The following is a 24,769-nucleotide window of genomic DNA, read 5'->3' as shown; positions in this document are numbered from 1 at the left end:
GAGGGCGGTGCTCGACCTATAATCGCGCCCCTCGCCCATCCTCCCCACAGGAACGAACGATGTCGCAAGCGATGATGAAGGCCCTGGTCAAGCGCGAAGCCGCGCGCGGCATCTGGATGGAGGAAGTGCCGGTGCCGGAGATCGGCCCGAACGACGTGCTGGTCAAGCTCGAGAAGACCGCCATCTGCGGCACCGATCTGCACATCTACAAGTGGGACGAGTGGTCGCAGCGTGTGATCAAGCCCGGTCTGGTGATCGGCCACGAATTCGTCGGCCGCATCGTCGACATGGGCGCCGGCGTGCGCGGCTACCAGATCGGCCAGCGCGTCTCCGCCGAAGGGCACATCGTCTGCGGCGTCTGCCGCAACTGCCGCGCCGGCAAGCAGCACCTGTGCCCGAACACCGTCGGCATCGGCGTCAACCGCAACGGCGCGTTCGCCGAGTACGTCGCGGTGCCGGCGTCGAACCTGTGGCCGATTCCGGACCAGATCCCGAGCGAACTCGCCGCGTTCTTCGATCCGTACGGCAACGCCGCCCACTGCGCGCTGGAATTCGACCTGATCGGCGAGGACGTGCTGATCACCGGCGCCGGCCCGATCGGCATCATCGCCGCCGGCATCTGCAAGCACGTCGGCGCGCGCAACGTCGTCGTCACCGACGTCAACGACTATCGCCTCAAGCTCGCCGCCGACATGGGCGCGACGCGCGTGGTCAACGTCTCCAAGCAGTCGGTCAAGGACGTCATGAAGGACCTGCACATGGAGGGCTTCGACGTCGCGCTGGAGATGAGCGGCAACCCGCGCGCGTTCAACGACATGCTCGACTGCATGTACCACGGCGGCAAGGTCGCCCTGCTCGGCATCCTGCCGAACGGCGCCGGCATCGACTGGGACAAGGTCATCTTCAAGGGCCTGGTCCTGCACGGCATCTACGGCCGCCGCATGTACGAGACCTGGTACAAGATGACGCAGATGGTGCTGACCGGCTTCCCGCTGCAGAAGGTGCTGACGCACCAGATCCACATCGACGATTTCCAGAAGGGCTTCGATCTGATGGATTCGGGCAACTGCGGCAAGGTCGTGTGTTCGTGGAATTGAATCGGGACGCGTTCGCTCGATGCGCTGCAGGGACGTGCGGTGAATCCGACGTCTGAATTCGCGTTGCCGCTCCCTCGCCCGAAGCATTCCGCGGCGATCATTCCGACGCATTGAACCTGCGATGCCGCTCCGTCGTCTGCGCGATCAACTCCAATCCGGCCTCGCGGAACTCCCGCCGGGGCCGCTGCTGGCCGCGTTCAGCGGCGGGCTGGATTCCAGCGTGCTGCTGCACGCGCTGGCGCAGTCGGAAGCGGCGCGTGCACGCGGCCTGCGCGCCGTGCACGTCGACCACAGCCTGCACGCCGACAGCGCGAGCTGGTCGCGCCAGTGCGCGGAGTTCGCGCAGGCGCTCGGAGTCGAACTGATCGTGCGCGCGGTCGACGTCGCACGCGTGCCGGGACTGGGCCTGGAAGCCAGCGCGCGCCGCGCGCGCTACGGCGCGATCCAGGAACTGCTCCGGGACGGCGAAATCCTCGCGCTGGCGCATCACCGCGGCGACCAGGCGGAGACCGTGCTGCTGAAACTGCTGCGCGGCGCCGGCCCGGAAGGCGTCGGCGCGATGCGTACGTTGCGCGCGTTCGGCAAGGGACTGGCGTGGCGGCCGCTGCTGCCGCTGCCGCGCGCGGTGCTGCACGAGTACGCCGACCGGCATCGCTTGAGCTGGATCCAGGATCCGAGCAACGCCGATCCGACCATCGACCGCAACTACCTGCGCATGCAGGTGTTGCCGAACATCGCGCGGCGCTGGCCCGAAGCCGAGGCGAGCATGGCGCAGAGCGCGACCTGGGCGCGCGACGCGGCCGACTTCATCGAGTCCGAGGCGGAACGCGCGCTCGCGCGCACGCAGGGCCTCGATCCCGCGACACTGCGCTATCGCGCCTGGCTGGGCTTGCCGCGCGCGCTGCGCGATCCGGTGCTGCGGCGCTGGCTGCGTTCGCTGGCGCTGCCCGAGCCGACGCAGTACCAGGCCGCCGAACTGGTGCGCCAGCTCGGCGAAGCCGGCGAGGACCGGCAACCGTGCGTGCGCTGGCCCGGCGTCGAAGTACGCCGCTACCGCGACCTCCTCTACGCGCTGCCGCCGCTGCAGTTCCCGGTTTCCGACTGGAGCGCGAACTTCGACGGCGGCGAACTCGAACTGCCGAACGGCCTCGGCCGCGTGGCCCTGATCGGCGACGACGGCGCGCCGCGACGCCTCGATTCGCCGCTCGTCGTGCGCTTCCGTCGCGGCGGCGAGAACCTGCGCCTGTCCGAGCAGGGACCGACGCGCGAACTGCGCGACCTGTTCCAGGAAGCCGGCATCCCGCCGTGGCAACGCGGCCGGCTACCGCTTCTGTTCGAATCCGACGACGCAGGCGAGAGCCTGGCCGCGGTTGCCGATCTCTGGCTCGGCGCGCGCGCGGCCGAACGCTTCGCGCGGGCGGGCGCGCGACTGGAATGGAAGACCACCGCCGGAGTTCCATAGCGCGCTCGTTCGCAGCGCCCTCAAGCGCCGGCGGTGCGCGCATGCAGGCGACGCGCCGGCGAAAACGTGGACGATCGCGGGAGCCCATGCTAGCGTTCGCGCCCATGCCGCAATCCGCTCCGGAAACCTCGCAGATCGCCCAGTTCGAGCAGTCGCTCGACGAACTCGAACAGCTCGTCGTGCGCATGGAGCAAGGCGAACTCAGCCTCGACGATTCGCTGCGCTCGTTCGAGCGCGGCGTCGCGCTGTATCGCAACTGCCAGAGCGCGCTCGAACAGGCCGAGCTGCGTGTCAGCCAGTTGCTCGATCCGGGTCTGTCGGAAAGCGCGCGGCCGTTCGACGACGGTGATTCTTGCGATCCTCCCTGATCGCCGCTTCGAGTGGTGCGAGAAACACCGAGCGTTCGCGTCATCCGAAAGTCCAGGGCGGCCATCCTCGGCCGCACTTCTCGAACAAGAGCACCGATCGTTTCCCGTGAGTGAGCTGACGCCTGAACTGATTGCGCTGTCCGCGCGCGCCGACGACGCCCTCGCCCGCTTCCTGCCGCCGGACGAACAGCCGCCGGTCGAGCTGCATCGCGCGATGCGGTACGCGGTGCTCGGCGGCGGCAAGCGCCTGCGTCCGCTGCTGGTCTACGCCACCGGCAACGCGTTTGGCGCGGCTCTGGAACGACTCGACGCGCCGGCTGCCGCGGTCGAGATCATCCACGCCTATTCGCTGGTGCACGACGACCTGCCGGCGATGGACGACGACTCGCTGCGCCGCGGCCGTCCGACCTGCCACATCGCCTTCGGCGAAGCGATGGCGATCCTCGCCGGCGACGCGCTCCAGGCGCTCGCCTTCGAAGTGCTCGCCGACGACGAGAAGCTGGCGGTCGACGCGTCGACGCGGCTGGAAATGCTGCGCGTGCTGGCGCTCGCCTGCGGTTCGCACGGCATGGCCGGGGGCCAGGCGTTCGATCTCGCCGCCGTCGGCCGCAAGCTGGCGCCGGCCGAACTGGAGCGCATGCACGTGCACAAGACCGGAGCGCTGATCCGCGCCTCGGTGCGTCTCGGCGCCCTCGCCTCCGGCCACGCGGACGCGCGCACGCTCGACGCGCTCGAAACCTACGGCCACTGCATTGGCCTCGCGTTCCAGATCCGCGACGACCTGCTCGACATCGAAGCCGCGACCGAGCAGCTCGGCAAGACCGCCGGCAAGGACGTCGCGGCGAACAAGCCGACCTACCCCGCGATCCTCGGCCTCGACGCCTCACGCGCCGAACTCGCCGCGCTGACCGCGCGCGCGCTCGATTCGATTTCCGCGCTCGACGCGCGCGCCGAACCGCTGCGCGATCTAGCCCGCTTCGTCGCCGAACGCGCAAGCTGACGCATCGCGCGCCACGCCGCGCCGTCGGCGCGCGAGAAGCCGCCGGCGAACGCGACCGCCGCATGGGTTAGGCTTGGCGTTTCCGTCGAGCCGGACCCCAGCGATGTCGACCACCGCCATCCCGACCAGCGCCGAGGCGCGCATTCCGCGCCAGATCCCGTACATCATCGGCAACGAAGCCGGTGAGCGCTTCGGCTTCTACGGCATGCGCAACATCCTGACGCCGTTCCTGATCGGCAGCCTGCTGCTGTTCGCGCCGGAAGCCGAACGCGCCGGCATCGCCAAGGACGTGTTCCACACCTTCGTCATCGGCGTGTACTTCTTCCCGCTGCTCGGCGGCTGGCTGTCGGACCGCTTCTTCGGCAAGTACAAGACGACGCTGTGGCTCTCGCTGGTGTACTGCCTCGGCTTCGTCTGCCTGGCGCTGTCCACCGAACACCGGCTCGGCTTCTACGCCGGCCTGCTCCTGATCGCGCTCGGTTCCGGCGGCATCAAGCCGCTGGTGTCGGCCTTCGTCGGCGACCAGTTCGACGGAACCAACAAGCATCTGGCGAAAGTGGTCTACGACGCGTTCTACTGGACGATCAACTTCGGCTCGTTCTTCGCCTCCTTGCTGATGCCGATCTTTCTGCGCAGCTACGGGCCGGCGGTCGCGTTCGGCATCCCGGGTCTGCTGATGTTCGTCGCCACGTTCATTCTCTGGCTCGGCCGCAAGAAGTACGTGATGGTGCCGCCGACGCCGCCCAATCCGCACTCGTTCCTGCGCGTCGCGCGCACGGCGCTGCTGGCGCAAGCCCCCGGCAAGGGGCGTCCGGGACTGGTCGTCGCCGGCGTCGGCGCGCTGCTCGCGCTCGCCGCGCTGGTCTGGCTGATCCGCTCGGACTTCGTCATCGCCGTGCTGACCGCGCTCGGTCTGGTGATCGCGTTTGGTGGCGTCGGCGCTTCGCTGCAGCTCGAACGCGCGCGCGGCGCGCATCCCGACGAAGCCGTCGACGGCGTCAGCGCGGTGCTGCGCATCCTGATCGTGTTCGCCCTGGTCACGCCGTTCTGGTCGCTGTTCGATCAGAAGGCGTCGACCTGGGTCATCCAGGGCAATGCGATGCGCATGCCGGAAGAGCAATGGTGGTGGCCCGGCTGGCTGGTGAAATCACCGGCGCAGATGCAGGCGCTGAACCCGATCATGGTGATGCTGATCATCCCGTTCAACAACCTGGTGCTGTACCCGTTCCTGCGCCGGCTCGGCGTCGAAGTCACCGCGCTGCGGCGCATGGGTTTCGGCCTCGCGCTCTCGGGGCTGGCGTGGATCGTGGCGGGCCTGATCCAGCTCGCCATCGACGGCGGCGACGCCGTGTCGATCGCCTGGCAGATCCTGCCGTACGCGCTGCTGACGTTCGGCGAAGTGCTGGTCTCGGCGACCGGCCTCGAGTTCGCCTACAGCCAGGCGCCGAGCTCGATGAAGGGCACGATCATGAGCTTCTGGATGCTGTCGGTGTCGTACGGAAATCTCTGGGTGCTGGTCACCAATGCCGCCGTGCGCAACGACGCGGTGACCGCGCAGATCGCCGGTACCGGCTTCGGCCTGAACGCGTTCCTGATGTTCTTCTTCGCCGGCTTCGCCTTCCTCGCCGCGCTCGCGTTCGCGCTGTACGCGAGGAGATATCCGATGCAGGACCACTACCGGGCGTGACCGCGATTCCCCGATGCCTACCGCCGGACGGCGGCGTCCCCTCTCCCGCAACGGGAGAGGGGCAACGGAGCCCTTCGGTCAGGAGATCAGGCGCAGTGTGAACGGATAGCGGTAGGCGACGCCCTCGTTCGCCTTGATCGCGGCGATGATCGTGAACACGATCCAGGCGACGAACAGCGCGGCGCCGAGCGGCCAGGCCAGCACGATGCCGATGCCGAACGTCAGGATCGTGAAGGCGGTCAATGCGGCGAAGGCGATCGCCACGGTGATGTTGAAGTTCAACGCTTCCTTCGCCTGGCTCGCCGCGAACGGCAGCGTGTCGCGCTTGACCAGCCACACGATCAGCGGACCGATTACGCAGCCGATGAGTGTGACGAACGCGCTGAACGCGGACAGGTGGCCGATCAACGCCCAGGTGCGCTCGTCGCTCGACAACGTGGCCGGCGGCTGGTCGATCGGGGAATGGGTGGTGTCGGTCTCGCTCATGCGCAGTCTCCGCGGTGGGGTGACGACTGCGATATTGCTACGGCGTGCAGGCGCCGCAATAGCGCGGAAGTCATGCCGTGACGAATGGCGGATATCGTTCAGGCATCGGTTCATTTCCGGCGCCTTGCGCGGAAATGCCCGTCATTCCCGGCGCAAACACCGCTCGCGCACCGGCGTCGCGGCCCGAAACCGTCCACATCGGCCAGCCTGATACAATCGCCGGTTTCGCGCAGCCGCGCGCCCTCTTTCGAAACATGGAGTTCCGTATGTCCAGCGCGATCCTGAAGGCCCTCGGCCTCGAGCAGACCAATTCCGGCACCTATCTGGGCCACGGCGAATGGTCGAAGACGACCGACGCCGGCCTGCTGCAGTCGATCAACCCGAGCAGCAACGAAGTCATCGCCGAAGTGCACGCATCCGGCACCGGCGACTACGAGACGATCGTGCGCCGCGCGCAGGAAGCCTTCGCGGTCTGGCGCACGACGCCGGCGCCGCGCCGCGGCGAGGCGATCCGCCTGTGCGCGGACGCGCTGCGCAAGCACAAGGACGCGCTCGGCAGCCTGGTCGCGCTCGAGATGGGCAAGTCCAAGCCGGAAGGCGACGGCGAAGTGCAGGAAATGATCGACATCGGCGAGCTCGCGGTCGGCCTGTCGCGCCAGCTGTACGGCCTGACCATGCATTCCGAGCGTCCCGGCCACCGCATGTACGAGCAATGGCATCCGATCGGCCTGGTCGGCGTGATCTCGGCGTTCAACTTCCCGGTCGCCGTGTGGGCGTGGAATTCCTTCGTCGCCGCCGTGTGCGGCGACATCACGATCTGGAAGCCGTCGCCGAAGACGCCGCTGTCGGCGATCGCGTCGATGAAGATCTGCAACGAGGCGCTGAAGGCCGGCGGCTTCCCAGACATCTTCTTCGTGTTCAACGACGCCGGCACCGAGCTGGCCTCGCAGTTCGTCGACGACAAGCGTATTCCGCTGATCAGCTTCACCGGCTCGACCCGCGTGGGCCGCATCGTCGGCGAGCGCGTCGCGCAGCGCATGGGCCGCAGCCTGCTCGAACTCGGCGGCAACAACGCGATCATCGTCGACGAGAGCGCGGACCTGAAGCTGGCGATCCCGGCGATCGTGTTCGGCGCGGTCGGCACCGCCGGCCAGCGCTGCACGACGACGCGCCGCCTGTTCGTGCACGAGTCGATCCACGACGACGTGCTGGCCAAGCTGGTCGGCGCGTACAAGCAGGTCGAGAAGAAGATCGGCGATCCGACCGACGCGAAGAACCTGATGGGTCCGCTGAACAGCCGCGACGCGGTGCAGGCCTATCTCGGCGCGGTCGAGAAGGCCAAGGCCAGCGGCGGCAAGGTCGAGACCGGCGGCGCGGCGATCGACGGCAAGGGCAATTTCGTGCTGCCGACGATCGTGACGGGCCTTTCGAACGCCGACGAAGTCGTGCAGACCGAGACCTTCGCGCCGATCCTCTACGTCATGAAGTTCAAGACGCTCGACGAAGCACTCGCGCAGCAGAACGCGGTGCCGCAGGGACTGTCCTCGTCGATCTTCACGCAGAACCTGAAGGCGGCGGAGGCGTTCCTCAGCGCGGCCGGCTCGGACTGCGGCATCGCCAACGTCAACATCGGCACCAGCGGCGCCGAGATCGGCGGCGCGTTCGGCGGCGAGAAGGAAACCGGCGGCGGCCGCGAATCGGGTTCGGATGCGTGGAAGGCGTACATGCGCCGCCAGACCAACACGATCAACTATTCCGACGCGCTGCCGCTGGCGCAGGGCATCAAGTTCGAGTTCTGAGTCACTGCGAAGAAATCGTCGGTCCCGCTCGACCACCGGAACGCTGTCGAGCGGGACTGCGAGGGCACGAAAACGAAGCGGACGTCGGTGTAGCGTACGAGCCACGCGGCAATCTGCAGCGCACAGCGGTCAATGGATGCCCGCGTTCGCTGGCATTACATCGATAGGTCGCCGAGACGTAGCTCCAGCGTCCTTCGGCGCAGCTTCATCCGCTCCGGATCTACTCACGAACCGATGACGCTCACCTCTCCCGCTCGCGGGAGAGGTCGGCGCGCATCGCACGCCGGGTGAGGGACGCTCCCGAATCGACCTCCGGCTCCAAACCGGCGGAAACGAGGCGTCCCCTTGCCTCCGTGGCGCCGCCCCACCGAAACCGGAAGAACGAGCGACGAGGCCGGATGACGATTTCGCCTCCCCCGGCCGCCCCGCTGGCGAAACGGCCGGGATCGGCAAGCGCGCCTACTTCTTCTTCGCCGGCGCCGCTGCCGGCTTCTTCTCTTCGACTGGCTTCAGCAGATCGTCGATCGACTTGTCGATGTTGGCGTACTTGTGCGCCGGCAGCTGGTAGGTCCAGCCGTCGAAGTGCGCGTTCAGGTCGGCGACTTCCTTGTTCGCGGCAGCCAGGCGCTGCTCGCGGTCCTTGGCCGGATCGCTGACCGCCAGCGGCTTGATCGGCGCGTCCTTGGCGCCTTCGGGCTGTGGATCCTTCGAGGCCTTCGCCGCTTCGGCGGCGGCCGCGGCCGTGTCGAAGTCTTCCTTCGCCCTGGTCTGCGCGGCGGCGATGCCCTTGTCGGCCTGCGCGGCGTCGAGCGATGCCTTGAACTGCGCGTAGTGCTTGCCGTCCTTCTCCCACGCGGTCGCGTCGACGACGAGGCCATCGAACGCGGCGTAGCGCGCCTTGGTCGCATTCGCCTCGGGCGCTGCGTCCTTCGCCGGAACGACGTCGTCGAAGCGCAGGCCGGCCAGGGTCGAGGCGAGCCCGTTGGCGGTGAACTCCGAGCCGGCCTCGCGCCCCTTCGGCACTTCCAGCAGCTTGAAGTTCGCGTCGCCCTCGGCCGCCTTGGCCACCTTGAAGCTCTTGCCGTCGGGATGCGTGATGGCGACCGACTCGATCCGCGTCGCCGGCACGTCGGCCAGGTCTTTCTTCAACCAGTCGGCCGCGGTCTTCGGCGGATTCAGCGCGGTCGACGCCAGCCAGCTCTGCGCCTCGCCGGCCCGCCGGACGAAGCTGCCGTCGCCGCGCGCATTGGCCGTGCCGACGATCAGCGCCAGCGGCTGCGCGAGCCCGCCGAGCTCGATCTTGAGGCCCTTGGCATCCTTCGCGTCGACGTCCTCGACGCCGAGCACGGCGTACTTGTCCTTGTTCGCGGTCTTCTGCTCGACCAGGGTCGTGTCGGCCAGCTTGAGCAGGAGTTCGCGCAGCTTGCCGGTGTCGACCGCGTAGCCGCCCTTCTCCGCCAGGGTCCAGCCGTTCTCGCCGCGCTCCAGCGTCGCCACGACCTTGTTCTCGGCGCCGGTCACGACCAGCTTCGAGACGTCGTTGACGTGCTCGCGCAGCTCCGGCGCGAGATACGTGGTCTGCGTACCACCTTCGCTGCGCGGCTGGCTGCGCTGGTTCAGCACGATCGCCACGACGATCGCGATCAGCGCGGCGACGGCGAGTCCGATCAGGGTCTTCTGGTTCATGCGCGGGCTCCCTGTGCCTGCCGCCGGCGCTGCGCGCGCCACCACGCGAAGGCGAGCGCGGCGAGCGTGACCAGCAGCGGGATCAGCACGATGTTGACGATCTTCAGGCGCGTGCCGAGCGATTCGATCTCGGCGTCGAGCTGGCGCCGCACCTGGCGCAGCTCCTTGCGGATCTCGAGCTTGCGCTTCAGGAAGTTGTCCAGCTCCGCCTTCTGCTCCGGCGACAGGATCTGCGCCTGGTCCTTCGACTTCGCGCTCTGCAGCTCGGTCAGCTTGCGCTCGGTGTCGGACAACTCCTTCTGCAGCTCCTGCTCCTTGGCGCGGAAGCGCTCGTCGGCATTGCGCTTGAGCGCGTCGACCGTCGCGAAAGGACGCTGCGAGGTCGCGCGGCCACGGATCGAGATCAGATCGCTGGAACCGGCGAGCGTGTCCAGCACGTTGACCGCGAAGTCGCCGTTGTTGGCGAACGCGTTCATGATCTGCTGGCCGAAGAACGGCGTGATGCGCACCCACAGACGATCGCTGAGGATGTCGGTGTCGGCGACCAGCACGATCTGGCCTTCGTCCTTGGCCTCCTTCAGCGCGCCTTCGCCGTTGCGCTCGGGGAACGCGGTCTTGAACTTGCCGGTCAGGCGCGCCGCGATCACGAACGGCGTGCCGGCGGCCTTGTAGCCGCTCATCAGGGTGCTCGGGTCGGCCAGCATGCGCAGGCGGTCGCTGGCCACGCTCATCGCGTCCGAGGTGGTCTGCAGCAACGGAATCAGCTTGATGTCCTTGGCGTCCTTGGAGAGCTCGAAGAAGCCCGCCGAGGAGATGTTGATCGTGTCGAGGTTGGCGGTCGCCACCTCGTCGCGATTGAGGTCGCTGTCGGTCAGGCCGAGGATGCCCGGATGGCGCACCGGCGCCTGCCCTTCGGCGATGCTGATCGGCAGCGCGCGCGCGCGATCGAGCACGACCTTCTTCGGGTCGTACTCGATGCCCCAGGCCTTGAACAGCTTGGGCAGGTCGGACGACTTGTCGGCCATCATCGCGGCCATCGGGTTGTTCGGGTCGGCGCCGCTGTCGTCGAGTTCGGCGCTCGGGTCGACGAAGGCGAGCAGGTGGCCGCCGCGCAGCACGAACTGGTCGATCGCGTACTGCGCGTCGTCGGTCAGCTGCTTGGGGTGCACCACCACCAGCACGCTGATGTCCTTGTCGATCTCCTTCAGGTTCTCCGCGGCGACCGGGCGCATCTCGAACAGCTGCGTCCATTGCTGGTCGACCGCCCACGGCTGGCGCATCTGCCGCGTCTGCGGATCGAAGCCGGCGGCGATCGGCAGGCTCGAGAGCAGGCCGACGACCGGCTTCTTCGGCGTCTCCAGCTCGTGGATCAGCTTGGCGACGTCGTATTCGAGGAAGGCTTCCTTGTCCGGCTGCAGGAACGGAATCGACGCCTGGCCGTTGGTCGAGTTGGTGCCGGCCAATCCCAGGAAGATCTTGTCGCCGGCCGCCGAGACCGGCACCGACTGCAGGCCGAAGCTGGTGGCGCGGTCCTCGTCCTCGGAGAACGGCAGCGGATCGATGACCTCGAGCTTGATCTTGCCGCCGGCGCGCGCCGACATCTCCTGCAGCATCTCGCGCACGCGCGTCGCGTACGCACGCACCTGCGGCAGGTTCTGCGAGCCCTTGTCGGAGTAGAACAGGTACAGGTTGATGGGTTCGTCGATCGAGCCCAGGATGTTCTTGGTGCCGGCGGACAACGTGTACAGATGGTTCTGCGTCAGGTCGACGCGCGCGCCGCGGAACAGCACGTTGACCAGCAGCAGGACGGCGACGAGCAGCACGCCGATCACGAGCAGCGCGGTACCGGAGAGAGTCTTGCGAGTGATTGCCATGTCGGTTCCCTCCTTCAGGCCGCTTTCTTCATGTCGATGACGACCGCGGTCGCGTACAGCCAGGCGACGATCATCAGGACGAAATAGATCAGGTCACGCAGGTCGATCACGCCTTTGCTGATCGAGGCGAAATGGGTCAGGAAGCTCAGACCCGCGATCGCGTCGACCACGCCCTGCGGCGCGACCGCGCTGATCGCATCCAGTACCAGCGGGAAGCCGGCCAGGAGCAGCAGGAAGCAGATCACCACGGTCAGGATGAAGGCGACGACCTGGTTGCGCGTCGAGGCCGACAGGCACGAGCCGATCGCGAGGAATGCGCCGGCCATCAGCAGCGAGCCGAGGTAGCTCGCGAAGATCACGCCGTTGTCCGGGCTGCCGAGATAGTTGACCGTGATCCAGATCGGAAACGTCAGCGCCAGCGCGATCGCGATGAAGGCCCAGGCGGCGAGGAACTTGCCGAGCACGGCCTGCCACATCGTCACCGGCAGCGTCAGCAGCAGTTCGATCGTGCCGGTCTTGCGCTCCTCGGCCCACAGCCGCATCGACACCGCCGGAACGAGGAACAGGTACAGCCACGGATGGAAGTTGAAGAACGGCTGCAGGTCGGCCTGGCCGCGCTCGTAGAAGCCGCCCATGTAGAACGTGAACGCGCCTGCCAGCAGCAGGAAGATCACGATGAACACGTACGCGACCGGCGTCGCGAAATAGCTGCGCAGTTCGCGCTTGAAGATCGTCAACGTGCCGCTCATGTCCGCGCCTCCTTGCCGCCGGCTCCCTGCGTGATGGTGCGGAACACCTCGTCCAGGCGTCCGGCCTCGAGCGCGAGTTCGCGCACTTCCACGCCCTGCGCCTTCAACGCGTCGCCGACGGCGACGAAGATCGAGCGGCCCGGCTTGGGGAACGCGGTGATGCGGCCGTCCTGCGGATCGACCTCGATCGCGGCGACGTCGGCGACCTTGCCGAGCGCCTCCTTCGCCTGGTTCACGTTGGTCGCGGTCAGCGACACCGCCTGGTGGTAGCGCGAGCGCGCTTCCAGTTCGCTCGGGCTGGCGTCGGCGAGGATGCGGCCGCCGGCGATGATGATCGCGCGCGTGCAGACCGCGTGGACTTCCTCCAGCAGGTGCGTGGAGATGATCACCGTCTTGTCGCGCGCCATCGAGTTGATCAGCGTGCGCACTTCCTGCTTCTGGTTCGGATCGAGGCCGTCGGTCGGCTCGTCCAGGATCAGCACCTTCGGGTCGTGCAGGATCGAACCGGCCAGGCCGACGCGGCGCTTGAAGCCCTTCGACAAGGTGTCGATCGGCTGCTCCAGCACGCGCTCCAGGTGCAATCGCGCGATCGCGTCGTCGATGCGGGCGTAGCGCGGCTCGCCCTTCAGCCCGCGCACGTCGGCAATGAAATCGAGGAACTCGCGCACGCTCATCTCGCCGTAGCTCGGCGCGCCTTCCGGCAGGTAGCCGAGCGCGCGCTTGGCCTCGAGCGGCTGCGACTCGACGTCGAAACCGGCCACCGTCGCGCCACCGGAAGTCGGCGCGAGGAACCCGGCCAGCATCTTCATCGTCGTCGATTTGCCGGCGCCGTTGGGCCCGAGGAAGCCGAGCACCTGACCGGGCTCGACCTTGAACGTGATCGCGTCGACGGCAGTGAAGCCGCCGTAGCGCTTGGTGAGTTGCCGCGTTTCGATCATCGTGGATTTTCCTCTGCGATCCGTCCGGGATCGCCGCAATCTGCCGAGTCGCGCCGATCCTTTGCGCAACGACTTCGGAAGGTCTACCAGCGGCCGTCCCGGGCCGCACTTCTCAAGAAAACCGCACGGCCCCGAGACGCCGAGCGGACAGGTGCACGTTGGAAACGCCGCGAAGCTCGCGTGTACCGGACCCGGTCCGGCGGTCGTCGACCGCCCGCACGGTGGACGAAACTTCGAGGCGCCGCGAAAGATACCGCAAAGTCGGCGGAAAGTTCCCCGGCCGATTCCTCCCCTACCATCGGCGTTTGCGCGAGAATCCTCGCCACCCCGCCGACGCGGATGCCGCGCGTCCGCCATCCACCCAGGAGCATTTCCCATGGCAGACGAGATCATCGACAACCGCGCGCGCCACCGCTACGAGCTGAGCGCCGACGGCTACGTCGCGCACGTCGACTACGAGCGCGCTCCCGGCACCATCACCTTCATCCACACCATCGTGCCCGAGGAACTCGGCGGGCGCGGCATCGGTTCCAAGCTCGCGCGCCGCGTGCTCGACGACGCGCGCGCGGCCGGCGAGAAAGTGATTGCGCAATGTCCCTTCATCGCGGCCTACATCGGCAAGCATCCCGAATACCAGGACCTGGTGCAGGCATGAGTGGCACGCGATTCGACGCGCCGCCGGTCGCGACAGGCACCGTCGTCGTCGCCGAGACCGGTGACGGCCGCTTCGCCCAGTACGTGCTCGACGGACGACACCAGCTGGCCGCCGACGAGCCCGCCTCGGCCGGCGGCGACGACACCGGACCGGGGCCGTACGAGCTACTGCTGATGGCGCTCGGCGCCTGCACGTCGATGACGCTGCGTCTCTATGCGACCCGCAAGCAGATGCCGCTCGAACGCGTGATCGTGCGGCTCAGGCACGCCAAACGCTACATCGAGGACTGCCGGGACTGCGGCGACAAGCCGGTGATGCTCGACCACATCCAGCGCGAGATCGAACTGGTCGGCGCGCGCGAAGAGGACAAGCCGCGCCTGCTCGACATGGCGGACAAGTGCCCCGTGCACCGCACGTTGACGTCGAAGATCGTCATCGACACGCGACTGGCGTGAAGCGCCGGCCTCAGAAACCGTCGCCGCACTCGTACGGCGGCGGATAGCGCCGACCCGCGCGCAGCGGCCGGAAGCACGGCGCTTCGCGCAGGAACGTCGGCTGCGTATTGGCCGCGTGCCAATCCGGAATTCCGGCCAGCGGCAGCGGACGCAATTCCTGCGGATCGGCGAGCAGTTCGCCGGCCGCGATCGCGGCGGCGATCCGCTCTTCCGCAGCGGGCCAGCGCGCGATCATCACGCCGGCTTCGATGTTCAGCGAGGCGAATCCGCGCGAAGAGACGCGCACCGCCAGCGCCTTCGCGACCGGCAGGTCGTGACCGTTCCAGACGTGCTCGACCAGCGCATGGCCGAACACGGTGACCGCGATCGAACATCCCCATTGCGCACGTTGCGCTCCGAACAGCGCAGACCAGTCGTGCGCGTCCCACGACGGCAGCAACGCCGGCTCGGCCAGCCAGACGATCGCGCCGGCTTCGTCGAAATGCGTCAGCGCGCATTGTCCGCGCGTGCGCCGCTTCGGCCCGACGCTGGCGATGTCGGCGACCTGGCGCGCGTTCAACGCGCGCTTGAGCCGTGGATGACGCAGCCAGACCAGCGCGTTGTAGAAATCGTGCGGATCGCATTCGCGCGTGGCCAGTTCGCCGCGCCCGGCGATGCGCGTCTCGTAGTGCAGGCCGTCGGCCAGCAACGCCGCGTCCTGGGCGCGAAATCTCGGCCGCTCGATCCGGTCCGCCTCGACGGCAGCCAGGCGCAACCGTTCCAATTCGGCCACGGAAAAAGCATCCGCACGAGACGGACCGGCTGCCGACTGCCAGATCCGCAGCAGCGGATGGGGCATCGGAGCGTGCCGCGGCGGCGATGCGCCGTGCCGCAAGGGCCGGTTCGATTCGACGGGGGTGCGGGTCGGAACGGAGACATCCATGGCGGCGCGCAGGATAAGGCAATCCCGGTCGCGGCGTGCCGCGGTCCGAAGAAAACCGAAGCGTCGATCCTCCGCATCGGCAAGGCTCTCACGCCGGCGATCCGCGCTCGCCGGCGCAGCGACGGCTCGGGCTTCCTTGCCCGAGCCGCGCGCCGCCTCAGCCGTCGAAGCCGTCGGCGAACACGCGATCCCACTCGACGGGGAGCGGCGCCGACGCCGCGCCGACGTTGCCGGCCGCGTCGCTCGCACGCGCGCTGAGGCTGCGCTCGCCGCCGAGATCGCCGGCGCAGCTCCACTCCCCCTGCTCGTCGGCGCGCGCGCTGCAGAACGGCTGTGCGCCGGCGAGCACGACGACGTCGGCGTCCGCCTCGGCCGTGCCGCCGACGGTGAACTGTGGCGCATCGACGACGTCGGGCAACCGCACGGTCGGCGCGTCCGGCGGCGTGCGGTCGATCCGCACCGAAGTGCCGGGGCCGACGGCCGTTTCGATGCCGCCGCGCACCGCACCGACGGCGAACGCATGCTCGCCTTCGCCGACGCCGGCGAGTTCGAGCGAATACGCGCCGCCGGCGCAAGCCGTCGAGACGCCGGTGTAGATGCCGCCGCGATACGCCTTGACCGTGTCACCGTCGCTGCAGACACCGCCGAGGCGGATCGGATCGGCGCGCGTGACGCCGTCCGCGTCCGAACGGCCGCTGTCGGTGGCGGGGTCGAGTCGCGGCGCGGCCAACGGAGTGAAATCCACGTGCAGCGGCGCCGAGTCGACGCCGCGGTTGCCGGCCGCGTCGGTCGTGCTCGCGGTCAGCGTGTCCCGCTCGCCGAGGTCGCCGGCGCAATGCCATTGGCCCGCGCCGTCGACCCGCGTCGCGCAGAACGGCTGCCCGTCGGCGAGCACGGCGACGTCGGCGTTCACCTCCGCGCTGCCGCCCACCTCGACCTGCGTGCCACCGCTGGCCGCGCGCAGGAGCAGCGTCGGCGCCGGCGGCGGCGTGCGATCGACCAGCACGAAGGCGCCGGGGCTGCGCGTCGTCTCCAGGCCGGCGCGCGTCGCCGTGACGGCGACGATGCGCAGGCCCTCGCGCGCGCCGGCGACGTCGATCGAGAACGCGCCGCCGCTGCAATTCCCCGACGCGTTCATCGGCTCGTCGATGTCGTAGATCGTGACCAGGTCGCCATCGCGGCAGGTGCCGACGATGCGCAGCGGATCGGCCAGCGTGATGCCGTCGGTGTTCGAGCGGCCGGTATCGGTGGAGACGTCGAGGAACGGCGCTTCCAGCGGACTCAGCTCGACGCGCTCGAACGCGTGCTCGGCACGCCCGGGATTGCCGGCGAGGTCGGTCGCGGTGGCGACGAAGCGATGCGGGCCCATGGCGAGCAGGAACAGCTTGTGCGGATCGCGGCAGGCCGTCGGCGTCGCGCCGTCGAGACTGCAGACCGCCGGCACGGCTTCGTCGACCTCGACGCGGAACTGCGTCTCGTCAGCGGTGATGCCCGCCGGCGGCGCCTCGGTGAAGCGCACGACCGGCGCACGCGTGTCGATCGTCACCTCGAACGGCGCGGTCGGGTCGCTCCATTCGCCGTCGACGAGCGCCTGCGCCTGGATCGGATGCGAGCCGTCCGTCAGGGGAGCCGCGGCGGCGACGACGTAGCGGCCGTCGACGCACGCGGCACCGTTCTCCGCCCGCACGCCGTCGATCCACAGATGGACGGTCGCCTCCGCGAGGCAGCGGCCGGTGAAGCGCGGAGCGACCACGTTGGTGATGCCGTCGTTGCTGGAGATGCCACTGTCGTCGGCGGCCAGCAATGCCGGCGCGCCGGCCGGCGGCTCGACCGCCGGCGCCTCGTACTCGACCGCGCCGATGTCGCAACGCAGGGCGCCGCTGCCGCCGTCGACGACGCGCGCGTGACCGACGCCGCGCTGGTCGAAGCGACGCGGCGCGGGCAGGAAGTCGCGGCAGCCGGCCTCGTCGCCGGCGTCGACCAGCGCGCTGGTCGCGAGCGGCAGCAAGGTCGGCGTCGGGCCGCCGTGATCGCCGAGCTGGCCGTCGAAGCCCGGATCGACGTCGAGCAGATTGCCGCTGCCGGTGTAGCTGCAGCTGCCGCGCCGATCGGAGACCAGGCTGTAGCCGATGGTGAGTGCGGTCGTGTTGTTCTTGGAGCAGTCCGGTCCGAAGATCGCCGCGCCCGGATTGGTCGGGTCGACGTTGAACGCGAGCACGCTGTGGCGGATCGTGGAGGTCTTGCTGCCGTTGAAGCGCAGGCCGCCGCCGGAACCGACGCCATTCGCTTCTGCATCCGAGCGGTTGTGCGTCAGCGTCACGCCGTACAGCGCGAGTTCGCCGTTGGTGCCGTCGACGTTGATGCCGCCACCGCTGTGATTGGCCTCGTTGGCGTCGATCGTGCTGTTGCTGATGCGCAGCAGCTGCACGCTGTTGATGCCGCCGCCGGTGCCGCTGGTGCCCGTGCCGGTGGCGCGGTTGCCGACCACGGCGGAGCCGACGAGGTCGAAGTTCAGGCCCGACGCGCTGCCGCTCAGGTTGATACCGCCGCCGCTGCCGACGGCGCTGTTGTTCTGCACCAGCACCTCGCGCAGGAAGCCGCGCATGCCGGCCTGGATGCCGCCGCCGCTGGCGATCGAGACGTTGTCGCGAACCACCACGCGTTCGAGGCTGAGGAAACTGCTGCCGCTGTTGCTGAACAGCCCGGCGCCGGACGAGAAGCCGGCGGTTTGGCCGCCGCGAATGGTCAGGTCGGCGAAATGCGCGGTCAGGCGTCCCGAGGTCACGCCGGTGCCGCTCGGGTCGAGGTGGAACACGCGATCGAGGCCGTTGCCGTCGACGATCGTCGCGCCGGCACCTTCGCCGTACAGGCCCATCGGCGAGCGCAGGTCGAAATCGCCGGAAGCGTTGGCGTCCTCGCCCGCGCCGGCCAGCTCGATGCGATAGGTGCCGGCCGGAATCACCACCGCGCCGGGCGCCGCGTTCGCGGCCGAGATCGCCTCGCGCAGCGAACAGTCGCCGTCGGCGCAGGTGCTGCCGGCGCGATCGTCGCTGCGCGTCACACGGTACTGCGGCGCGCGGTCGATCGACAGGTTCAGCGTCATGCTGCCGCTGCTTTGCGTGGCGCGCGAGACCAGGATCGAGTACTCGGTGTTCGGCGCGAGCCGCAGCCCCGCGAGGCGCGCGGTGTTGGCGCTGCCGTCCTGGTTGCCGTTGTCGTTGCAGCCGCCGCCGACCAGTTCGAACGCGCCGGGCGTGCCGGTCCACACGCTGAGCACGCTGTCGTAGCTCGAGCCGACGGTGTCGAGGTTGAGGTACTCGACCTCCCCGCCGGTGCTGTAGCTGTACCAGACCGCATTGCCCGGATTGAGCGAACTCGGGAAACACGGCCCGGTCGGCTCGTCGCTGTTGAACAGCGCGCTGCCGACGTCGGTCTGTACGGCGCTGTACGGCAACGCGGCGACGGCGATGCGATCGGTCCAGCGGTCGTTGGGCGCGGCGGCCCAGACGGGCGCGCAAACGAGCCCGCACGCGAGGGCGAGCCACCCTCGCTTGATCTGATTTTCGAACATCTGACATTCCCCAGAAAAATGGCACGCCGAAGAACCCCCGCGGCGCGGGGGCACGGTAGGACAAGATTTCCGTTGCGGCGTGTGCCGTGAGTCATGCCCGCGCGCGGCGGGCGCGCTCAGCCGGCGAGGCGGCCGATCAGGTCGTGCTCGTCGGCATGCAGGATCTCGACGTCGGCGAACTGGCCGAGCTTGAGCTTCTGGCCGTCGTCGATGCGCACGACGCCGTCGATCTCGGGCGCGTCGGCCTTCGAGCGCGCGACGGCGCCGTCCTCGTCGACCTCGTCGACCAGGACCGTCTGCCGCGTGCCGATCTTGCGCGCCAGGCGCACGGCGGAGATCTCCGCCTGCACTTCCATGAAGCGCTCGAGGCGTTCTTCCTTGACCTCCTCCGGCACCGGATCGGGCAGTTCGTTCGCCCGCGCGCCGTCGACCGGCGAATAGGCGAACGCGCCGACGCGATCGAGTTCGGCTTCGCGCAGGAAGTCGAGCAGTTCCTCGAACTCGGCCTCGGTCTCGCCGGGGAAACCGACGATAAAGGTGCTGCGGATGGTGAGTTCCGAACAGGCCTTGCGCCACGCCTGCACGCGCGCGAGCACCTTGTCGACCGCACCGGGACGCTTCATCAGCTTGAGGATGCGCGGACTGGCGTGCTGGAACGGGATGTCCAGGTACGGCAGCAGCTTGCCGTCCGCCATCAGCGGAATCACCTCGTCGACGTGAGGATACGGATAGACGTAGTGCAGCCGCGTCCAGGCGCCGAGTTCGGCCAGGCCTTCGCACAGATCCTTCATGCGCGTCGCGTACGCGCGGCCGCGCCAGTCGCGCGCGGCGTACTTCAGGTCGACGCCGTAGGCGCTGGTGTCCTGCGACACCACCAGGAGTTCCTTCACGCCGCCCTTGACCAGCTTCTCGGCCTCGACCAGCACCTCGTCGACCGGGCGCGACACCAGGTCGCCGCGCATCGACGGGATGATGCAGAAGGTGCAACGGTGGTTGCAGCCCTCGGAGATCTTCAGGTACGCGTAGTGCTTCGGCGTCAGCTTGATCCCTTGCGGCGGCACCAGGTCGAGGAACGGATCGTGCTTGGGCGGCAGCGCCTCGTGCACGGCGCTCATCACGCTGGCGTAGTCCTGCGGGCCGGAGATCGAGAGCACGTCGGGATGCGTCTCGCGGATCAGCTCGGCGCGCTTGCCGAGGCAGCCGGTGACGATGACCTTGCCGTTCTCCTCCAGCGCCTCGCCGATCGCGTCGAGCGACTCGTTCACCGCCGCGTCGATGAAGCCGCAGGTGTTGACGACGACGACGTCGGCGGAGTCGTAGCTCGGCACGATGTCGTAGCCCTCGACGCGCAGCTGGGTGAGGATGCGTTCGGAGTCGACGAGCGCCTTGGGGCAGCCGAGGCTGACGAAACCGACCTTGGGATTGCGGCGGGACATGGAAATCCGGAGCGGGATGGACCGCGCATTTTAGCAGCGCAAGCACACGGGCTGTTCATGAAGAGTGTAGCCAGGGATGGCCGCGGTTGAACTCCAAGACGACGAAGGCCACGTCAGCGGCCTTTCGCCGGCCGAAGCGGCAATCACGGACGATTGCACGACCTGAAGAGTGCGGCCATGGGACGGTCGCGGCCGGACGCTCCGAAGCCGTGTTCACCCAGCCGTCGAAGCGGGTCGGACTGCAGCGGTCACGGACGATCGCATACACTCCCGACGCATGAGCGAACCCACGCCGTGCTGCCCCGTCATCCTCCTGCCCGGCATCAAGGGCACCGAACTGACCGACGAATATCCGGCCGACCGCGAGTCGGTGTGGTCGGTGTCCAACAGCCTGCGCGGCGACTTCAAGCGCCTCGCCCTGCATCCGGACGATCGCCGCTACGAGCGCATCGAGCCGGCGCGGGTCGCGCCCGGGCCGGTGTTCAATCTGATCTACGAGCAGTTCCTGACCAGCCTGCGCCACGAGCTGTCGCCGACCGAGGATCGCCCCACGCCGGTGTTCGCGTTCCCGTACGACTGGCGCCGCGCGCTCGGCGACATCCAGGAGCAGCTCGACGGCTTCATCGACGAGGTCATCGCGCGCACCCTGCTGCTGCGCCACTACTACGGCTCGGACTATCGCAGGCGGCCGCGCGTGCACTTGGTCGGGCATTCGATGGGCGGCCTGATCGTCGCCGGCTATCTGGCGCGCTACGGCGGCGCCAAGGTGGCCAAGGTGGCCACGCTGGCGACGCCGTTCCAGGGGTCGGCCAACGCCGTGCTGTCGATCGCCACCGGCCAGGCGTCGATGACGGGTGTCGACGTCAGCCCCGCCGAACGCGAGGTAGCGCGCATGCTGCCGGCGGTCTACCACCTGCTGCCGAGCTACGCCGGCGCGCTGGCCTGGCCGCAGGCACTCGCGCGCGGCTTCTACAAGCCGCTGGCCTGGCAGCCGAGCGTGTACCAGACGATCGCCGAATACATCCGCCTGTACTCGCGCCGCGATCCGGCCGAGACCGCCGCCCTGCCGGACCGCATCGCCGAAGCCGCCGGCATCCTGCGCGCGATGCTCAACGAGGCGCAGAAGCATCGCGCCGGCGTCGATGCGCTGAACCTGAAGGACGCCGGCCTCGCCCCCACCGACTGGCTCTGCCTCGCCGGCATCGGCGAGGCGACCGTCGACCGCATCGCCGCCACCACCGTGCCGCTGCCCGACCCGGACGCGTTCGCCAAGGCGGCGATCTTCGACGGCGCCAAGGCGATCGAGATCGACCTGCGCGCTTCCGCGCCGGTCGACGACTACGACCCCGCGCAGCGCGAGCGCGCCGACGTGCGCACCGGCGACGCGACCGTGCCGCTCGCCGGCGCGACGCCGACGTTCCTGCCGTACGAACAGCTCGTCGCCGTCACCCGTCATCACTACGCCTGGTGGGAGCTCGGCGACCGCCTGATCAACGGACTGGTCGACCTGCACGCCGCCATGCCGCGCATGAACGCGGTGCAGGCGATGGTCACCGCGCATTTCCTCGGCCGCGACGCACGCTCGATCGAGGCGCTGCCGGCGCCCGGCGTGGCGGCGGACGCGTGGCGGCCGCCGCTGGGCGGTTTGGTACTGGGGTAACCTGTATTTCCGGAACGCTTCGCTCGACAGGAGTTCGCATGGGCCAGCACATCCAGTTGAACACCTCGCGCCTGCACTGCATCGGCGCCTACCTCGCCAAGGCCCCGGGCACGCCGAAAGGCGGCCTCGTCGTCGTGCAGGAAATCTTCGGCATCAACGCGCATATCCGCGACGTCGTCGACCGCTATGCCGCGCTCGGCTACACCGCGATCGCGCCGGCGTTCTTCGACCACGTCGAGAACGGCGTCGAACTCGGCTACGACGAGGCGGGCTACGCGCGCGGGCGCGAACTGGTCGGAGAAATCGGCTTCGACCTCGCGCTCGACGACATCGCCAGTGCGGCGGAAGCGATCTCCTCCGCCGGCAAGATCGGCTGCGTCGGCTACTGCTGGGGCGGCACCGTCGCCCTGCTCGCCGCGATCCGCCTCGGCCTGCCGGCAGTCAGCTACTACGGCGCGCGCAACACCGCCTTCCTCGATCAGCCGCCGACAGCGCCGGTGCAATTCCATTTCGGCGAACGCGACGCGTCGATTCCGCCGGAAGCGATCGCCAAGCACCGCGCCGCCCTGCCCGACGCGGAAATCCACGTCTACCCGGCCGGCCACGCGTTCAACCGCGACGTCGACCCGAAGGCGTACGACGAGCCCAGCGCGAAGCTCGCGCTGGAACGCGCGCTCGCGTTCTTCGATCGCCATCTGGCCTGAGCGAGGCGCCTGCCGGATGCCGTTCACACTCAATTCGCGCCTCACCGCCGATACGCATCTGATCGGCGAACTTCCGCTGTCGCGCCTGCTGCTGATGGACGACGCGCGCTACCCGTGGTTGATCCTGGTGCCGCGCATCGCCGGCGCGCGCGAGCTGATCGATCTCGACGGTGGCGACCGCGCGGCGCTGCTCGACGAGGTCGCCGCGGTCTCGCGCGTGCTGGAAGCCGTGCTGCGTCCGGACAAGCTCAACGTCGCCGCGCTCGGCAACGTGGTCGCGCAGCTGCACCTGCACGTGATCGCGCGCTACGCGCACGACGCGGCCTGGCCGCAGCCGGTCTGGGGCCGCGGCGAGCGCGTCGCCTACGCCGCGGCGGACGCCGCCGCGCGCGTCGCCGAGTGGCGCGCGGCGCTGAAGGAACAGCTCGCGTGAATGCACGCGCCGCGGCGGTCGACGCCCCGGCCGCACCCGGCTTCTCGATGGAGCCCGTGGGCGAAACGATGCTGCTGCTGCGCTTCGGCGAGCGCATCGACGCCGACGTGAACGCGCGCGTGCACGCCGCCGCGGACATGCTGCGCCGGGTCGAGATGCCCGGGCTCCTCGACGTAATTCCCGCCTATGCCACGCTCGCCCTGCACTACGACGCCGCGTTCTGGGCCGGTCGCGACGGCGAGCCGCCGTGGCGGCATCTGGCCGGAACGCTGAGCGCGGTGTTCGCCACGCCGCCGCGCGGCGACGCGCACGAAGGTCGCGTGGTCGAGATCCCCGTCCACTACGGCGACGCGCACGGCGCCGACCTCGACGCGGTCGCCGCACACGCCGGGCTCGGCGTCGACGAGGTGATCGCACGCCACGCCGGCACCGAGTACCGCGTCGCGATGCTCGGCTTCGCGCCGGGTTTTCCGTACCTGCTCGGCCTCGATCCGGCCTTGCACATGCCGCGCCGCGCGCAGCCGCGCACGCGCGTGCCGCGCGGTTCGGTCGCGATCGGCGGCGCGCAGACCGGCATCTATCCGTCGGAGCTGCCGGGCGGCTGGCAGCTGATCGGCCGCACGCCACTGATCCTATTCGACGCCGCGCGCGAACCGCCGTGCCTGCTGCTTCCCGGCGACCGCGTGCGTTTCCGCGCGATCCAGGCGAGCGAATTCGACGCGCTGGCGGATGGCGCGACGTGAGCGTGACCGTCCTCAAACCCGGCCTGCTGACCACCGTGCAGGATCGCGGCCGCAACGGCTACGGCGCACTCGGTGTCGGCCATGCCGGGCCGATGGACGATGTCGCGCCGCGCCTCGCCAACGCGCTGGTCGGCAACGACGACGACGCCGCCGCGCTCGAAATCACCCTGCTCGGACCGCGCCTGCGCTTCGACGACGACGCGCTCGTCGCGCTGACCGGCGCCGACTTCGACGCGCGCATCGGCGACGCCCCGCTCGCGGCCTGGCGCACCGTGCGCGTGCGCCGCGGCGAAATCCTCGATCTCGGCCGCGCGCGCCGCGGTGCGCGCGCCTATCTCGCGATCGCCGGCGGCTTCCACGCGCCGCGCGTGCTCGGCAGCACCGCCGTCGACGTGAACGCGCGCATCGGCAGGCCGCTGCGCGAAGGCGACGTTCTGGCGACGGCCGCCGAGCCTCGGATTGCCTTCGTCGAACGACAGCGCGGCGCGAGCACCAGCGGCTTCGGTCCGGCGTGGTCGCTCGATCCGCGGCCGTGGTTCGACACCGATCCGAGCGCGCCGATCCATCTGATCCGCGGCCGCCACTTCGACGCGCTCGACGCCGCCTCGCGCACGGCGCTGTTCGACGCGCCGTTCCGCATCGCGGCGGAATCCAACCGCGTCGGCTACCGGCTCGACGGGCCACGCCTCGCGTTGGTCGCCGCGCTGGAAATCGTCAGCGAGCCGCTCGCGTTCGGCGCCGTGCAGCTTCCGCCGGGCGGCCAGCCGATCGCGCTGACGGCCGAGCACCCGGTCACCGGCGGCTATCCGCGCATCGGCCAGATCGCCGCGATCGACCTGCCGCGCCTGGCCCAGCGCCGCCCCGGCGACATGCTGCGCTTCGTGGAAATCGATCTCGACGAGGCGCAAACGCGCTATCTTCGCCGCGAATACGAACTGGCGCGCCTGCTCGAAGCCGTCGCGGCCAGGCTCGAATAGCCCGCTCCGCAGCGAACGATCGAACACCGAGCACGCGCGGCACACGAAGGAAGCACGAAGCGCATCG

Annotated in this window: 21 protein-coding genes; 13 read left to right on the top strand and 8 right to left on the bottom strand. The window is 69.2% G+C overall.

The window, feature by feature from the left end:
* The first annotated feature begins 74 nt into the window (after nt 1-74).
* The 5 genes from tdh (at nt 75) to J7520_RS06980 (ending at nt 5,614) form a co-directional block, all read left to right on the top strand.
* Nucleotides 75-1,097 (top strand): L-threonine 3-dehydrogenase, encoded by a 1,023-nt coding sequence (gene tdh / locus J7520_RS07000; protein WP_291186531.1) that lies wholly within the window; start codon nt 75-77, stop codon nt 1,095-1,097.
* Between the two features lie 121 nt (nt 1,098-1,218).
* Nucleotides 1,219-2,559 carry a tRNA lysidine(34) synthetase TilS gene (gene tilS / locus J7520_RS06995; RefSeq protein ID WP_291185854.1) on the top strand — a complete coding sequence of 447 codons (1,341 nt, stop codon included), beginning with the start codon at nt 1,219-1,221 and terminating at the stop codon, nt 2,557-2,559.
* A gap of 104 nt (nt 2,560-2,663) precedes the next feature.
* Nucleotides 2,664-2,927 (top strand): exodeoxyribonuclease VII small subunit, encoded by a 264-nt coding sequence (locus J7520_RS06990; RefSeq protein WP_291185851.1) that lies wholly within the window; start codon nt 2,664-2,666, stop codon nt 2,925-2,927.
* Nucleotides 2,928-3,042: 115 nt separating this feature from the next.
* Nucleotides 3,043-3,927 (top strand): (2E,6E)-farnesyl diphosphate synthase, encoded by an 885-nt coding sequence (ispA, locus tag J7520_RS06985; protein ID WP_291186529.1) that lies wholly within the window; start codon nt 3,043-3,045, stop codon nt 3,925-3,927.
* 103 nt (nt 3,928-4,030) lie between these two features.
* A complete protein-coding gene (locus J7520_RS06980; RefSeq protein ID WP_291185848.1) occupies nt 4,031-5,614 on the top strand; it encodes an oligopeptide:H+ symporter in 1,584 nt (527 codons plus the stop codon).
* A gap of 78 nt (nt 5,615-5,692) precedes the next feature.
* Here the strand turns inward: J7520_RS06980 and J7520_RS06975 are convergent, their stop codons facing one another.
* A complete protein-coding gene (locus J7520_RS06975; protein ID WP_291185845.1) occupies nt 5,693-6,100 on the bottom strand; it encodes a DUF4870 domain-containing protein in 408 nt (135 codons plus the stop codon).
* Between the two features lie 266 nt (nt 6,101-6,366).
* Here J7520_RS06975 and J7520_RS06970 point away from each other — a divergent pair, with 266 nt between their 5' ends.
* Nucleotides 6,367-7,899 carry an aldehyde dehydrogenase family protein gene (locus tag J7520_RS06970; protein WP_291185842.1) on the top strand — a complete coding sequence of 511 codons (1,533 nt, stop codon included), beginning with the start codon at nt 6,367-6,369 and terminating at the stop codon, nt 7,897-7,899.
* 459 nt (nt 7,900-8,358) lie between these two features.
* On the opposite strand, the gene J7520_RS06965 is transcribed toward J7520_RS06970, so the two are convergent.
* Genes J7520_RS06965 through J7520_RS06950 form a run of 4 tightly spaced genes read right to left on the bottom strand, consistent with a single transcriptional unit; the run spans nt 8,359 to nt 13,146 of the window.
* Nucleotides 8,359-9,585 carry a DUF4340 domain-containing protein gene (locus J7520_RS06965; protein WP_291185839.1) on the bottom strand — a complete coding sequence of 409 codons (1,227 nt, stop codon included), beginning with the start codon at nt 9,583-9,585 and terminating at the stop codon, nt 8,359-8,361.
* Nucleotides 9,582-11,459, bottom strand: coding sequence for a Gldg family protein (locus J7520_RS06960; protein WP_291185836.1), 1,878 nt, complete (start codon nt 11,457-11,459; stop codon nt 9,582-9,584). Before J7520_RS06960 ends, J7520_RS06965 begins: the two co-directional genes overlap by 4 nt.
* 14 nt (nt 11,460-11,473) lie before the next feature.
* Nucleotides 11,474-12,208 (bottom strand): ABC transporter permease subunit, encoded by a 735-nt coding sequence (locus tag J7520_RS06955; protein ID WP_291185833.1) that lies wholly within the window; start codon nt 12,206-12,208, stop codon nt 11,474-11,476.
* Nucleotides 12,205-13,146 (bottom strand): ABC transporter ATP-binding protein, encoded by a 942-nt coding sequence (locus tag J7520_RS06950; RefSeq protein WP_291185830.1) that lies wholly within the window; start codon nt 13,144-13,146, stop codon nt 12,205-12,207. Before J7520_RS06950 ends, J7520_RS06955 begins: the two co-directional genes overlap by 4 nt.
* Before the next feature lie 376 nt (nt 13,147-13,522).
* On the opposite strand from J7520_RS06950, the gene J7520_RS06945 reads away from it, so the two are divergent.
* Nucleotides 13,523-13,801 (top strand): GNAT family N-acetyltransferase, encoded by a 279-nt coding sequence (locus J7520_RS06945; protein ID WP_291185827.1) that lies wholly within the window; start codon nt 13,523-13,525, stop codon nt 13,799-13,801.
* Nucleotides 13,798-14,256 (top strand): OsmC family protein, encoded by a 459-nt coding sequence (locus tag J7520_RS06940; RefSeq protein WP_291185824.1) that lies wholly within the window; start codon nt 13,798-13,800, stop codon nt 14,254-14,256. The genes J7520_RS06945 and J7520_RS06940 overlap by 4 nt, the downstream gene beginning before the upstream one ends.
* A gap of 10 nt (nt 14,257-14,266) precedes the next feature.
* Here the strand turns inward: J7520_RS06940 and J7520_RS06935 are convergent, their stop codons facing one another.
* The 3 genes from J7520_RS06935 to rimO all read right to left on the bottom strand — a co-directional run bounded on the left by J7520_RS06935 (nt 14,267) and on the right by rimO (nt 20,185).
* Entirely contained in the window at nt 14,267-15,028 is a 762-nt protein-coding gene (locus J7520_RS06935) for a DUF3025 domain-containing protein (protein WP_291185822.1), read from the bottom strand.
* Nucleotides 15,029-15,335: 307 nt separating this feature from the next.
* Nucleotides 15,336-18,749 (bottom strand): Ig-like domain-containing protein, encoded by a 3,414-nt coding sequence (locus J7520_RS06930; protein WP_291185820.1) that lies wholly within the window; start codon nt 18,747-18,749, stop codon nt 15,336-15,338.
* A gap of 116 nt (nt 18,750-18,865) precedes the next feature.
* A complete protein-coding gene (gene rimO, locus J7520_RS06925; RefSeq protein WP_291185818.1) occupies nt 18,866-20,185 on the bottom strand; it encodes a 30S ribosomal protein S12 methylthiotransferase RimO in 1,320 nt (439 codons plus the stop codon).
* Between the two features lie 277 nt (nt 20,186-20,462).
* Between rimO and J7520_RS06920 the strand changes: the two genes are divergently transcribed.
* The 5 genes from J7520_RS06920 to J7520_RS06900 are packed head-to-tail and all read left to right on the top strand — an operon-like array spanning nt 20,463 to nt 24,702.
* Nucleotides 20,463-21,845 (top strand): alpha/beta fold hydrolase, encoded by a 1,383-nt coding sequence (locus tag J7520_RS06920; protein ID WP_291185815.1) that lies wholly within the window; start codon nt 20,463-20,465, stop codon nt 21,843-21,845.
* 38 nt (nt 21,846-21,883) lie between these two features.
* Nucleotides 21,884-22,549: a dienelactone hydrolase family protein gene (locus tag J7520_RS06915; protein WP_291185812.1), complete on the top strand. Its 666-nt coding sequence runs from the start codon at nt 21,884-21,886 to the stop codon at nt 22,547-22,549.
* Between the two features lie 16 nt (nt 22,550-22,565).
* Complete coding sequence (locus J7520_RS06910; RefSeq protein ID WP_291185809.1) at nt 22,566-22,982, top strand: HIT domain-containing protein; 417 nt, start codon at nt 22,566-22,568, stop codon at nt 22,980-22,982.
* A complete protein-coding gene (gene pxpB / locus J7520_RS06905; protein ID WP_291185805.1) occupies nt 22,979-23,725 on the top strand; it encodes a 5-oxoprolinase subunit PxpB in 747 nt (248 codons plus the stop codon). Before J7520_RS06910 ends, pxpB begins: the two co-directional genes overlap by 4 nt.
* On the top strand, nt 23,722-24,702 hold the full coding sequence (locus J7520_RS06900; RefSeq protein WP_291185803.1) for a biotin-dependent carboxyltransferase family protein: 981 nt from the start codon (nt 23,722-23,724) through the stop codon (nt 24,700-24,702). Before pxpB ends, J7520_RS06900 begins: the two co-directional genes overlap by 4 nt.
* Nucleotides 24,703-24,769 lie beyond the last annotated feature (67 nt).

It is taken from the genome of Dokdonella sp. (assembly GCF_017744955.1).
In the GTDB taxonomy this organism is placed as follows: Bacteria; Pseudomonadota; Gammaproteobacteria; order Xanthomonadales; family Rhodanobacteraceae; genus Dokdonella_A.
Note: the sequence above shows the minus strand (reverse complement) of the source record. Positions and strands in the feature narration are given on the sequence as shown.